This window comes from Lelliottia sp. WB101 (assembly GCF_003051885.1).
Lineage (GTDB): Bacteria > Pseudomonadota > Gammaproteobacteria > Enterobacterales > Enterobacteriaceae > Enterobacter > Enterobacter nimipressuralis.
Window position 1 is genome coordinate 4,025,882 of sequence record NZ_CP028520.1, and the last position, 12,713, is coordinate 4,038,594.

Annotated in this window: 10 protein-coding genes; 6 read left to right on the plus strand and 4 right to left on the minus strand. The window is 58.4% G+C overall.

Going from position 1 to position 12,713, the window contains the following annotated elements; genetic code table 11:
- Positions 1-2: 2 nt before the first annotated feature.
- On the minus strand, positions 3-1,868 hold the full coding sequence (gene gsiA / locus DAI21_RS19570; RefSeq protein ID WP_102105177.1) for a glutathione ABC transporter ATP-binding protein GsiA: 1,866 nt from the start codon (positions 1,866-1,868) through the stop codon (positions 3-5).
- A gap of 11 nt (positions 1,869-1,879) precedes the next feature.
- The gene (iaaA, locus tag DAI21_RS19575) at positions 1,880-2,818 is read right to left on the minus strand and encodes a beta-aspartyl-peptidase (protein ID WP_107704295.1); all 939 of its coding nucleotides are present in this window, start codon (positions 2,816-2,818) and stop codon (positions 1,880-1,882) included.
- Between the two features lie 189 nt (positions 2,819-3,007).
- Between iaaA and moeA the strand changes: the two genes are divergently transcribed.
- Positions 3,008-4,240, plus strand: coding sequence for a molybdopterin molybdotransferase MoeA (gene moeA / locus DAI21_RS19580; RefSeq protein ID WP_107703966.1), 1,233 nt, complete (start codon positions 3,008-3,010; stop codon positions 4,238-4,240).
- A 1-nt stretch (position 4,241) separates the two neighbouring features.
- The gene (moeB, locus tag DAI21_RS19585; protein WP_107703967.1) at positions 4,242-4,994 is read left to right on the plus strand and encodes a molybdopterin-synthase adenylyltransferase MoeB; all 753 of its coding nucleotides are present in this window, start codon (positions 4,242-4,244) and stop codon (positions 4,992-4,994) included.
- Positions 4,995-5,035: 41 nt separating this feature from the next.
- On the opposite strand, the gene fsa is transcribed toward moeB, so the two are convergent.
- Positions 5,036-5,698 carry a fructose-6-phosphate aldolase gene (gene fsa, locus DAI21_RS19590; protein ID WP_102105258.1) on the minus strand — a complete coding sequence of 221 codons (663 nt, stop codon included), beginning with the start codon at positions 5,696-5,698 and terminating at the stop codon, positions 5,036-5,038.
- Positions 5,699-5,824: 126 nt separating this feature from the next.
- Between fsa and DAI21_RS19595 the strand changes: the two genes are divergently transcribed.
- The 4 genes from DAI21_RS19595 to DAI21_RS19610 all read left to right on the plus strand — a co-directional run bounded on the left by DAI21_RS19595 (position 5,825) and on the right by DAI21_RS19610 (position 11,550).
- Positions 5,825-6,724, plus strand: coding sequence for a glycyl-radical enzyme activating protein (locus DAI21_RS19595; protein WP_107703968.1), 900 nt, complete (start codon positions 5,825-5,827; stop codon positions 6,722-6,724).
- Positions 6,725-6,728: 4 nt separating this feature from the next.
- Positions 6,729-9,161 (plus strand): formate C-acetyltransferase/glycerol dehydratase family glycyl radical enzyme, encoded by a 2,433-nt coding sequence (locus DAI21_RS19600; RefSeq protein WP_107703969.1) that lies wholly within the window; start codon positions 6,729-6,731, stop codon positions 9,159-9,161.
- A gap of 165 nt (positions 9,162-9,326) precedes the next feature.
- Positions 9,327-10,136: a Cof-type HAD-IIB family hydrolase gene (locus DAI21_RS19605; protein WP_107703970.1), complete on the plus strand. Its 810-nt coding sequence runs from the start codon at positions 9,327-9,329 to the stop codon at positions 10,134-10,136.
- Positions 10,137-10,293: 157 nt separating this feature from the next.
- A complete protein-coding gene (locus DAI21_RS19610; RefSeq protein ID WP_107703971.1) occupies positions 10,294-11,550 on the plus strand; it encodes a DUF1479 domain-containing protein in 1,257 nt (418 codons plus the stop codon).
- Here the strand turns inward: DAI21_RS19610 and DAI21_RS19615 are convergent.
- Positions 11,547-12,620: a LacI family DNA-binding transcriptional regulator gene (locus tag DAI21_RS19615; protein WP_159075435.1), complete on the minus strand. Its 1,074-nt coding sequence runs from the start codon at positions 12,618-12,620 to the stop codon at positions 11,547-11,549. The genes DAI21_RS19610 and DAI21_RS19615 overlap by 4 nt on opposite strands.
- Positions 12,621-12,713 lie beyond the last annotated feature (93 nt).

A 12,713-nucleotide genomic window follows, 5' to 3' on the forward strand; every position in this document is an offset into this window, starting at 1 on the left:
AGCTATAAGCGTGAAAAGGCGTTGTGTTGATGCGGCGGTGCCACGAAATGTCCGGGGCCCACTTCGCGCAGGACCACACGCTCCGTCGCCTCGCCGCGTTTACGAATATTGCCCGGCATCTCATCCTGCAACAGCACGCGGTGGCCGTGCCGGTGCGCCGGGTCGGCCACCGGCACGGCGGCCATCAGTTTGCGGGTGTACGGGTGCTGCGGGTTTTCAAACACCGCGCGACGTGGGCCAATCTCCACGATTTGTCCCATGTACATCACCGCCACGCGATGGCTGATGCGCTCTACCACCGCCATATCGTGTGAGATAAACAAAAAGGCGATGCCCAGCTCGCGCTGGAGATCGAGCAGTAAGTTGATGATTTGTGCGCGGATGGAGACATCCAGCGCCGAGACGGATTCGTCGGCAATCACCACCTTCGGATTCAACGCCAGCGCGCGGGCAATGCAGATGCGCTGACGCTGTCCGCCGGAAAACTCGTGTGGGTAACGCCAGGCATGTTCCGGCTTCAACCCCACGCGTTCCAGAAGCCAGGCGACGCGCCGCTGCCCCTCTTCGCCTTTCAGCAGGCCATGCACCCGCAACGGCTCCATGATCGAGTAGCCGACCGTCTGACGCGGATCGAGGGAAGCATAAGGGTCCTGGAAGATAAACTGAATATCCCGGCGCAGGTGCTGTAGTTTGCTGGCAGGCAACGTGTCGATGCGCTCACCGTTAAAGGTAATGCTGCCCTCCTGGGAGTCGACCAGACGCAGCAACGCCCGTCCGGTAGTGGATTTCCCGCAGCCCGATTCCCCCACCAGCGCCAGGGTTTCACCCGGCCACAGGTCGAAACTGACGTTTTCCACCGCGTGCACTTCGCGCTTCACGCGGTTAAGCAGCCCGCCGCGCAGCGGGAAACGGGTCACCAGATCGCGCACCTGCAGTATCGGCTCGCCCGGTACCACCGTGTCTTGTTCGGTCTCTTCGCTTTGCGCCACGCCCGGCGAAAGCAGCGGGAAGCGACGCGGCAAATCGCTGCCGTTCATCGCCCCGAGACGCGGAACCGCCGCCAGCAGCGCTTTGGTGTAAGGGTGTTCCGGCGCGTGGAAGATCTGCTCCACGCTGCCCGTTTCGACGGCCTCGCCCTGGTACATCACCAGCACCCGGTCGGCGATATCCGCCACCACGCCCATATCGTGGGTGATAAAAATCACCCCCATCTCCATCTCCTGTTGCAGCACTTTGATGAGCTGCAGGATCTGCGCCTGAATTGTCACATCCAGCGCGGTGGTTGGTTCATCGGCGATCAGCACCGCCGGACGGCACGACAGCGCCATGGCGATCATCACCCGCTGGCGCATGCCGCCGGAGAGCTGGTGCGGATAACGCCCGAGAATGGTCTGCGCTTCCGGAATACGCACCAGGTCCAGCATGCGTTTGGCCTCTGCCAGCGCCTGCTCGCGGGATAATCCCTGGTGCAGGCGGATAGATTCGGCAATCTGCTCCCCCACCGGAAACACCGGATTGAGCGAGGTCATCGGCTCCTGGAAAATCATCGCCATGTCCGCGCCGCGCACGCTCTGCATTTGCGACTGGCTCAGCTCGGTGAGATCGATGACCTGCTGGTTGCGACGGCGCAAAAGCAGGCTGTCACAGTTTATCATCCCGCCGGCCTGCTCCAGCAAACGCATCAGCGACAGGGCCGTGACGGATTTACCGGAACCGGATTCACCGACAATCGCCAGCGTTTCGCCCCGCTTGAGAGAGAACGAAAGCTGTTTTACCGCCGGGACAGGCCGCCGCTCTTCCTGAAACGCGATGTTCAGGTTGTGGACGGCCAGAACTTCCCGGCTGTCCAGATCGTTACTGTGCGGCACGCAGGCTCCCCTTATTCACGATAAATTCCCGTCGAGGGTGCATCGCCCGCATAACCCCAGGCGCGATACATCCCTTCACTGTTAAACGGCAACGCGACGTTGCCTTCACGATCCACAGCAATCAGCCCGCCGCTGCCGCCGAGCGCCGGGAGTTTTTCCATCACCACGCGCTCGCAGGCCTCGGCCAGACTTAAGTTTCCGTAATCCATCAAGGCGGCAATGTCATACGCCGCGAGCGTGCGGATAAACACTTCGCCCGTACCGGTGCAGGACACGGCCACATTGGCGTTGTTGGCATAACATCCCGCGCCCGGCAGAGGGCTGTCCCCGACCCGGCCCGGTAATTTGTTGGTCATTCCGCCGGTAGAGGTGGCCGCCGCGAGATTGCCCGCTTTGTCCAGCGCCACCGCTCCAACGGTACCCATTTTGGTGCTCTCATCGAGCGGTGCCGCGTGATCGAGCTGGGTGATCCCGGCGCTGCGCGCATCCAGTAATTGCTGATAACGCTCGGGCGTCGAGAAGGTCTCAGCAGGCACCCGTTCCATGCCGTTTTCTGCGGCAAACTGCTCCGCGCCAGCTCCCGTCATCAGGACGTGCGGGCTTTGCTCCATAACCAGACGCGCCGCCAGAATCGGGTTACGCAGATGGCTGACACCCGCCACTGCACCGGCTTTCAGGCTATTGCCGTCCATCACGCAGGCGTCCAGTTCGTGGGTTTCGTCGCGAGTAAATACCGACCCAATACCCGCGTTAAACAGCGGGCACTCTTCCAGCAAACGTACCGCCTCGGTGACGACATCAAGCGCGCTCTCGCCCGCCTCCAGCATCCGCTGGCCCGTTTCAACAATGGCAGAAAGCGCGTCAACGTAGCGTTTTTCCTGCTCCGGACTCAGCTTCGCACGGGTAATCGCCCCTGCGCCGCCGTGAATTGCGATCACCGCATTAACCATTTCCATCACCCATCAGCACAGAGGCGCTGCTTTTTCTATAAATATCATTATCGTTGTCAGATCTTCAGACGAATTTTGAATATAGAAAGACGCAAGGGTGATGTAAAGACTACACCCTCTGTGTCATACAGTTAGGGGCACTTTTCTGTCATAATGCCCGCTTTCGCTGTTATCCCGCAGGAGTAAACCATGGATTTTACCGCCGGACTGATGCCGCTTGAAACGGCACTCACGCAGATGCTCGCCCCCGTCACCCCGTTGAAAGAGCACGAAACGCTGCCTTTGCTGCGCGGCTTTGGGCGAGTGCTGGCGCGCGACGTTGTCTCTCCGCTCAATGTGCCGGGGTTTGATAACTCGGCGATGGACGGTTACGCGGTGCGCCTTGCAGATATTCAGGCGGGAAATGCCTTACCGGTCGCCGGAAAAGCCTTCGCCGGTCAGCCGTTCGCGGGTGAGTGGCCGCAGGGGACCTGCATTCGCATCATGACCGGTGCGCCAGTGCCTGACGGGTGCGACGCGGTGGTGATGCAGGAAGAGACCGAACAGACCGACGCGGGCGTGCGTTTTACCGCCAGCGTTAAAGCGAATCAGAACATCCGCCGCGCCGGGGAAGATATCGCCCAGGGCGCAACGGTGTTCGCGGCCGGAACCAAACTGACAGTCGCAGAGCTGCCGGTGCTGGCCTCTCTCGGTATTGCGGAGATCGACGTGGTGCGCAAAGTGCGCGTCGCGCTTTTCTCGACGGGCGACGAGCTGCAGCTGCCGGGCCAGCCATTGCAGGCGGGCCAAATCTACGACACCAACCGTCTGGCCGTGCATCTTATGCTGGAACAGCTGGGCTGCGAGGTGATCAACCTCGGTATCATTCCGGACGATCCGGAAAAACTGCGCGCGGCCTTTATCGAAGCGGATAACGCAGCCGACGTGGTGATAAGCTCCGGCGGCGTCTCCGTCGGCGAAGCGGATTACACCAAAACCATTCTCGATGAGCTGGGCGAAATCAGCTTCTGGAAACTGGCGATCAAACCGGGCAAGCCGTTTGCCTTTGGCACGCTGGCTAACAGCTGGTTCTGCGGTCTGCCGGGCAATCCGGTTTCGGCGGCGCTGACCTTTTATCAGCTGGTGCAGCCGCTGCTGGCGAAACTCTCCGGCGATAACGCCTCAGGCTTGCCTCCTCGCCAGCGCGTGCGGGCGGCAACGCGACTGAAAAAATCCCCGGGGCGTCTGGATTTCCAGCGCGGTATTCTGACGCGTAACGCCGACGGCGAGCTGGAAGTGAGCACCACCGGGCATCAGGGCTCGCATATCTTTAGCTCATTCAGCCAGGGTAACTGCTTCATCGTGCTGGAGCGTGAGCGCGGCAACGTCGAAGCCGGTGAATGGGTTGAGGTCGAAGCCTTTAACCATCTGTTCGGGGGCTAAAATGGCGGTGGAGCTGAACGATCAGGAGATGCTGCGTTATAACCGTCAGATCGTCCTGCGCGGGTTTGATTTCGACGGGCAGGAAGCGCTAAAAGCAGCAAACGTGCTGGTCGTCGGCCTTGGCGGGCTGGGCTGTGCCGCTGCGCAGTATCTGGCGGCAGCGGGCGTTGGCAGGATGACGCTGCTGGATTTCGATACGGTATCGGTGTCGAACTTACAGCGTCAGACACTGCACAGCGATGCGACCGTTGGCGAGCCGAAAGTGATCTCGGCGCGCGATGCCCTGGCGCGGATCAACCCGAATGTTCACTTTACCCTCATTGATGCGATGCTGGACGATGCCGCGCTGTCCGCCCACATCGCGCAGCACGATATTGTGCTCGATTGCACCGACAACGTGGCGGTGCGCAATCAGCTCAACGCGGGTTGTTTTGCCCATAAAACACCGCTGATCTCCGGGGCGGCGATCCGCATGGAAGGGCAGATCACCGTCTTTACCTATGCGGATGGCGAGCCGTGCTATCGCTGCTTGAGCCGACTGTTTGGCGAGAACGCCCTCAGCTGCGTGGAAGCAGGCGTCATGGCGCCGCTGGTGGGGGTGATCGGTTCACTGCAGGCGATGGAAGCGATTAAAGTGCTGGCCCATTACGGTACACCTGCCGCCGGAAAAATCCTGATGTACGACGCGATGACCTGTCAGTTTCGTGAGATGAAATTGATGCGTAATCCTGGCTGCGAGGTGTGCGGGGGGTAACGCTGACCGGGTGAGGCGACGCCAGCACCCGGTTTACTGGGTCAAATCGACGTGCGCCCAAACGCGGTCTGCCAGTCCTGCTCAAATTTCACCACCGCCGCATCCACCGCCGGAGAGCTAATAAACTGCTGCGCCACGTCCAGCGGCAGGGTGATAGATTCACACCCGGCCAGCAGGCAATCCAGCGCCTGACGCGGCGTTTTGAAGCTGGCGGCCAGCACTTTAGCGTGCGGCGCGTGCAGCGTCAGCAGCTGCTGGAGTTCCACCACGGTCTGAATTCCGTCGCCGCCCTGAGCATCAAGGCGATTCACATAGGGTGCGACATAATCCGCGCCCGCTAATGCCGACAGCATCCCTTGCGCCGCGCCATACACCGCAGTCCCAAGCGTTGGGATCCCTTCCGCTTTCAGCATTTTGATTGCCGCCAGCCCTTCTGCCGTGACCGGCACTTTCACCACCAGATCGTTAATGATGGCGCGCAGTTTACGTGCATCTTCAACCATGCCCTCTGCGGTCGTCGCCATCACCTGCGCAAACAGACGCCCTTTTCCGCCGAGCGCGTCATGCAGCTCCGGCAGCAACACCTCCAGCGGCTTTTTACCTGCTGCGACGATGCTAGGGTTGGTCGTTACACCGGCTAACGGGAAAACGCGTGCCAGTTTTTTGACTGCGGCTACGTCAGATGTGTCGAGATAAAATTCCATGATGTCACCCTCAAAATTAACCTGCCGTAACACTACCACGTAAAAACCTTCCTCAGAGTTGACGCACATCAAAATAACTTTCATTTGAAAGTTATTTAATCTTCATACGCAACAAGAGGCGAAAATATGATCTTCAATATTCAGCGTTACTCCACCCACGACGGCCCAGGTATTCGTACCGTGGTGTTCCTGAAAGGCTGCTCCCTCGGCTGTCGCTGGTGTCAGAACCCGGAGAGCCGCTCACGCACGCGGGATGTGCTGTTTGATGCCCGCCTGTGCCTCGAAGGCTGCGACCTGTGTCAGCAGGCTGCGCCAGGGATTATCGACCGTGCGCTGAACGGAGTGATCATCCATCGCGAAAAACTCAATGACGCCCATCTCGACGCCCTCACCGACTGCTGCCCGACCCAGGCGCTAACGGTCTGTGGGGAAGAGAAACAGGTGGCCGATATTATGGCAACCGTACTGCGCGATAAACCTTTTTACGATCGCAGCGGCGGGGGTATCACCCTCTCCGGCGGCGAACCCTTTATGAGCCCGGAGCTGGCCCATTCTCTGTTTAAAGCCAGCCACGATCAGGGCATACACACGGCGGTCGAAACCTGTCTGCATGTGCCATGGCACTATATCGAACCGTCGTTACCCTATGTCGATCTGTTCCTCGCCGACCTTAAGCATGTCGATAGTGAGGTGTTTAAACAGTGGACTGACGGCTCGGCAAAACGGGTGCTGGAGAACTTAAAACGCCTGGCCGCTGCCGGAAAACAGCTGACCATTCGCGTCCCGCTGATTCAGGGCTTTAACGCCGATGAAGCGTCGATTAAAGCCATCACCCGTTTTGCCGCCGACGAACTGAACGTCCGCGATATCCACTTTTTGCCGTACCACACCCTTGGCATGAACAAATACACCCTGCTCGGCCAACCCTACTCTGCCCCTGACAAACCGCTCGATAACCCTGAGTTACTGGAGTTTGCCCAACAGTTTGCGGCCCAGAATGGGTTAACTGCGACCCTACGAGGATAAAGATATGACACAGCTGAATCTGAACACCCTGACAGACCGCATTAAGGCGCACAAAACCGCTCTGGTGCATATCGTGAAACCGCCGGTCTGTACCGAGCGCGCGCAGCATTACACCGAAATGTACCAGCAGCACATGGACAAACCGATCCCGGTGCGTCGCGCGCTGGCGCTGGCGCATCATCTGGCAAAACGCACCATCTGGATCAAACACGACGAGCTGATTATCGGCAACCAGGCAAGCGAAGTGCGCGCTGCGCCAATCTTCCCGGAATACACCGTCTCGTGGATTGAAAAAGAGATCGACGATCTGGCCGACCGTCCGGGCGCTGGCTTTGCGGTGAGCGAAGAGAACAAGCGCGTGCTGCACGATGTCTGCCCATGGTGGCGCGGCCAGACGGTACAGGATCGCTGCTACGGTATGTTTACCGACGTGCAAAAAGGGCTGCTGGAAACCGGCATCATCAAAGCCGAAGGCAACATGACCTCCGGCGATGCACACCTTGCGGTGAACTTCCCGCTGCTGCTGGAGAAAGGTCTCGACGGCTTGCGCGCGAAAGTCGCGGAGCGTCGTACCCGCATCAACCTGACCGTGCTGGAGGATTTGCACGGCGATCAGTTCCTGAAAGCGATTGATATCGTACTGGAAGCCGTCACGCTGCACATTCAGCGCTTTGCCGATCTGGCGCGTGAGATGGCGAAAAATGAGATCCGCGAAAGCCGCCGCGACGAGCTGCTGGCAATGGCGGAAAACTGCGATGTCATTGCCCACCAGCCGCCAAAAACCTTCTGGCAGGCGCTACAGCTGTGCTATTTCATCCAGCTGATCCTGCAAATTGAGTCCAACGGCCACTCGGTCTCCTTCGCGCGTATGGACCAGTATCTCTATCCGTACTACCGCCGCGACGTGGAGCTGAATCAGTCCCTCGACCGTGAACATGCGATTGAGCTGCTGCACAGCTGCTGGCTGAAGCTGCTGGAAGTGAACAAAATCCGTTCCGGCTCGCACTCTAAAGCCTCGGCGGGTAGCCCGCTGTATCAGAACGTCACCATTGGCGGTCAGAAACTGGTGAACGGCGAGCCGATGGACGCGGTGAACCCCCTCTCCTACGCGATTCTGGAATCCTGCGGACGCCTGCGCTCCACCCAGCCAAACCTGAGCGTGCGTTATCACGCGGGCATGAGCAACGACTTCCTCGACGCCTGCGTGCAGGTGATCCGCTGCGGCTTCGGGATGCCCGCGTTTAACAACGACGAAATCGTCATCTCCGAGTTCATTAAACTCGGCGTGGAAAAAGAGGACGCCTACGATTACGCGGCAATCGGCTGCATCGAAACCGCCGTCGGCGGCAAGTGGGGTTATCGCTGCACCGGCATGAGTTTTATCAACTTCGCGCGCGTGATGCTGGCGGCGATGGAAGGTGGCCGCGACGCCACCAGCGGCAAGGTGTTCCTGCCGCAGGAGAAAGCGCTGTCTGCAGGCAATTTCGACAACTTCGACGACGTGATGGCCGCCTGGGATAACCAGATCCGCTACTACACCCGCAAATCGATTGAAATTGAGTACGTGGTCGACACTATGCTGGAAGAGAACGTGCACGATATTCTCTGCTCGGCGCTGGTAGACGACTGCATCGAACGCGCGAAAAGCATCAAGCAAGGCGGCGCGAAGTATGACTGGGTATCGGGTTTGCAGGTGGGTATCGCCAACCTCGGCAACAGCCTCGCCGCCGTGAAAAAGCTGGTGTTCGAGCAGGGAGCGATTGGTCAGCAGCAGCTGGCGAAAGCGCTGGCGGAGGACTACGAAGGTCTGACGCATGAGCAGCTGCGCCAGCGTTTGATCAACGGCGCGCCGAAATACGGTAACGACGATGACAGCGTGGATCTGCTGCTGGCCCGTGCGTATGAGACCTATATCGAAGAGCTGAAGCAGTATTACAACCCGCGCTACGGTCGTGGTCCAATTGGCGGTAATTACTACGCCGGTACGTCGTCCATCTCCGCGAACGTGCCGTTTGGCGCCGCAACCATGGCAACGCCGGATGGCCGTAAGGCGCATACTCCGCTGGCGGAAGGGGCCAGTCCGGCATCCGGTACCGACCACCTCGGGCCGACGGCGGTGATCGGTTCCGTCGGCAAACTGCCAACGGAGGCGATTCTGGGCGGTGTGCTGCTGAACCAGAAGCTGAACCCGGCGACGCTGGAAAACGATTCGGACCGTCAGAAGCTGATGATTCTGCTGCGGACCTTCTTCGAGGTGCATAAGGGCTGGCATATTCAATACAACATCGTGTCACGCGAAACGCTGCTGGAAGCGAAGAAACACCCTGACCAGTACCGTGACCTGGTGGTGCGCGTCGCGGGCTATTCCGCCTTCTTCACCGCCCTGTCGCCGGATGCGCAGGACGACATTATTGCGCGTACCGAGCATACGCTGTAATTTCCACCCGCAACCCCTCTCCCACGCGGGAGAGGCTGAGCACACCAACAACAGCAACCCTTGGGTTGCTGTTTTGCGTTTACTTTCATTCGAAATAAATTTGTGGTTCGGGTCACATTGTTATTAGAATGTTGCTGGTCGCAGTAATATTCTGGAGAGCAATGTATGACCGTAAAAGTTATCGTCACCGATATGGACGGAACTTTCCTTGATGATGCCAAGCAGTACGATCGTGACCGCTTTATGGCGCAATTTCAGCAGCTTCAGGCCCGTGACATCGAGTTCGTGGTCGCCAGCGGAAACCAGTATTACCAGCTCATCTCCTTCTTTCCGGAACTGAAAGAACAGATCTCCTTCGTGGCGGAAAACGGCGCGCTGGTCTTCGATCATGGCGAGCAGATTTTCCACGGCGAACTGACGCGTCACGAATCGCAAATCGTGATTGGCGAATTACTGAAAGACAAACAGCTTAACTTCGTCGCCTGTGGGCTTAAGAGCGCCTACGTCAGCCAAAACGCGCCGGACGAGTTTGTCGCGCTGATGTCAAAACACTACCACCGCTTACAGCGCATCAGCGATTATCATGAGATCGACGACGTGCTGTTCAAGTTCTCCCTGAACCTGCCGGACAGCGACATCCCTGGTCTTATCGACAAACTGCACGTCTCGTTAGATGGCATCATGAAACCGGTCACCAGCGGCTTTGGCTTCGTCGATTTGATCATTCCCGGCCTGCATAAAGCGAACGGAATTAGCCGCCTGCTGAAACGCTGGTCGGTCTCTCCGCAGGAGTGTGTGGCCATTGGCGACAGCGGGAACGACGCGGAAATGCTGAAGCTGGTGAAATACTCCTTTGCCATGGGCAATGCGGCGGAAAGCATCAAAACGATCAGCACCTTCAGCACCGATGACAATAACCACCAGGGCGCGCTGAACGTTATTCAGGCCGTACTCGACAAAACTGCTCCGTTTTAACCTCTGATTCCTCCCCTGCCGGGGCAACGCTCCGGCACCTCACTCTTTTTTCATCCTGTGCTGCCCGTCAAGTTTTTAAACTTGCATTAACTTATTTTTAACTTAAAGTATCACTTGTAGATACTTTTACTTTCGAATGAAAGATAGCGAGGCAGTTATGACCTTCTCCAGTGAAATTTTGCCTGCGGACCATAAAGCCGCCATTCGCCAGTTAAAACGTGAATTGCGTGCCCAGATCGGCGACGTTCAGGCCGTTTTTGACCGGCTCAGCGATAAGATTGCGACACGCGTGGCGGAAATTAACGCCATGAAGAATAACGGTGAAACCGTCTGGCCTGTGATTCCGTTCGAGGACGTAAAGAACGGAACGATTACCACGGCCCAGCGTGAAGCGGTAAAACGCCGCGGCTGTGCGGTGATCAAAGGTCACTTCCCGCGCGAGCAGGCGCTGGCGTGGGATAACGCGATGCTCGACTATCTCGATCTCAACCAGTTTGACGACGTGTATAAAGGGCCGGGTGACAACTTCTTCGGCACCTTAACCGCATCGCGCCCGGAAATTTTCCCGATCTACTGGTCGCAGGCGCAGATGCAGGCGCGTCAGAGTGAAGAGATGGCGCAGGTACAATCGTTCCTGAACCGTTTATGGACTTTTGAGAGCAACGGCAAGCAGTGGTTTAACCCGGACGTCAGCGTGATCTACCCGGATCGTATTCGCCGTCGCCCACCGGGAACCACCTCTAAAGGGCTGGGAGCGCATACGGATTCCGGCGCGCTGGAACGCTGGCTGCTGCCGGCCTATCAGCAGGTGTTTGCCCGCGTGTTTGACGGCAATGTCGATCAGTACGATCCGTGGAATGCGGCGCACCGCACCGAAGTGGAAGAGTACACCGTGGATAACACCACCAAATGCTCGGTGTTCCGTACTTTCCAGGGCTGGACTGCCCTGTCGGATATGATCCCAAATCAGGGTCTGCTGCACGTGGTGCCGATCCCGGAAGCGATGGCCTACATTCTGCTGCGTCCGCTGCTGGATGATGTGCCGGAAGACGAACTCTGCGGCGTCGCGCCGGGTCGCGTTCTGCCGATTTCCGAGAAGTGGCATCCGCTGCTCATCGACGCGTTAACCAGCATTCCGGCACTGGACGCGGGGGATTCCGTGTGGTGGCACTGCGATGTGATCCACTCGGTCGCACCGGTAGATAATCAGCAGGGCTGGGGTAACGTGATGTACATTCCTGCCGCACCGATGTGCGAGAAAAACCTCGCCTATGCGAAGAAGGTGAAAGCGGCACTGGAAACCGGCGCTTCTCCGGGCGATTTCCCGCGCGAAGATTACGAAAAAAACTGGCAGGACCGCTTTACCCTGAACGATCTCAACATCCACGGTAAACGCGCCCTCGGCATGGCCTAAGCGTCGTACAGCCCTTCCCGCTCCACGGCGGTGCGTCTTTTCCCCTGACGTATCCGCCGTACCGACTCCCGCACCGCCAGCGTGCCGTTCAGTAATAAGGTTCCGACCGGCGCATCCGGGCGCATCAGCCTCTGCTGGAGCATATGCACCGCTTCGGTTCCCAGCTCGTCGCGCGGGACATGCACCGCCGTTAAGGGCACATCCTGAATCGCGGCCAGATTAAAACCGTCAATACTCATCACCGACACATCCTGTGGGACGCGCAGGCCGTGCTTCTGCAGCGCGCGAATGGTGCCCTCCGCCATAAAATCTCCGCCGACCAAAAAAGCGGTAGGTAGCGCTTTTTCCGGCATCTGACTTAGCCACTCGCTCACCTGATGCTCGGTCTCTTTGGCACTGAAACTCGGGACCACCAGCAGATCGCGTTTGTCATTAAATTTCAGATTATGTCCCCGCCATCCGTCGCGGATCCCCGCCAGGCGCAGCTCCATGGTGTAGCGCCGCAGGCACAGGACGTTCATCACTTCCCGGTGCCCCATCTCGAACAGATACTCCGCCGCGCGCTCGCCAATGGCGCGATGATCGGGAGCCACGGCGGGCAACCGCATCCGCTGATCGCGGCAGTTAATCAGCATGCAGGGCTTGCCGATATCGACGGCCAGATCGTGAATATGCGGATCGTCGATACCTAGCAAGATCGCCGCCTGGGTATCCGCTTCATTCATACGCGCCAGGAAAAGCTGCGCGTCGCTGTCGTTCTCCTCCAGCGCGCAGTAGCGGAGCCTGACTTCATGTGATGCCAGCCCTTTGCTCACGCTCTGGATCACGCGGTAGTAAAAGATGTCGGACCGCTCGTCAAACGCGCGCTGCGGAGCAAAGACCACCAGACTGTTAAGCAGCAGTCGCCCGGCCGCCATGCCGTCCATCACCCCCAGCTCCCGCGCGCAGGCCAGCACTTTAGTGCGTGCTTTTTCGCTGGTATTGGACTTCCCCGCCAGTACGCGGGAGACGGTGCTAATTGAGAGCTGGGTACGGGCGGCAATTTCCGCGATTTTGAGTCTTTTATCCATTTTGTGATCTCGCTCCATTTGCCAAATGAAAAAATTTTCATAGCGTGAGATTGCGGTAACAGCAGGCTTAAAAGGCATCATGCCAAAATAAGC

Excerpts from the sequence above, each read along its gene's own strand:
- iaaA (WP_107704295.1), bottom strand. The coding sequence starts at position 2,818 with ATGGTTAATGCGGTGATCGCAATTCACGGCGGCGCAGGGGCGATTACC.
- moeA (WP_107703966.1), top strand. The coding sequence starts at position 3,008 with ATGGATTTTACCGCCGGACTGATGCCGCTTGAAACGGCACTCACGCAG.
- moeB (WP_107703967.1), top strand. The coding sequence starts at position 4,242 with ATGGCGGTGGAGCTGAACGATCAGGAGATGCTGCGTTATAACCGTCAG.
- fsa (WP_102105258.1), bottom strand. The coding sequence starts at position 5,698 with ATGGAATTTTATCTCGACACATCTGACGTAGCCGCAGTCAAAAAACTG.
- DAI21_RS19595 (WP_107703968.1), top strand. The coding sequence starts at position 5,825 with ATGATCTTCAATATTCAGCGTTACTCCACCCACGACGGCCCAGGTATT.
- DAI21_RS19600 (WP_107703969.1), top strand. The coding sequence starts at position 6,729 with ATGACACAGCTGAATCTGAACACCCTGACAGACCGCATTAAGGCGCAC.
- DAI21_RS19605 (WP_107703970.1), top strand. The coding sequence starts at position 9,327 with ATGACCGTAAAAGTTATCGTCACCGATATGGACGGAACTTTCCTTGAT.
- DAI21_RS19610 (WP_107703971.1), top strand. The coding sequence starts at position 10,294 with ATGACCTTCTCCAGTGAAATTTTGCCTGCGGACCATAAAGCCGCCATT.
- DAI21_RS19615 (WP_159075435.1), bottom strand. The coding sequence starts at position 12,620 with ATGGATAAAAGACTCAAAATCGCGGAAATTGCCGCCCGTACCCAGCTC.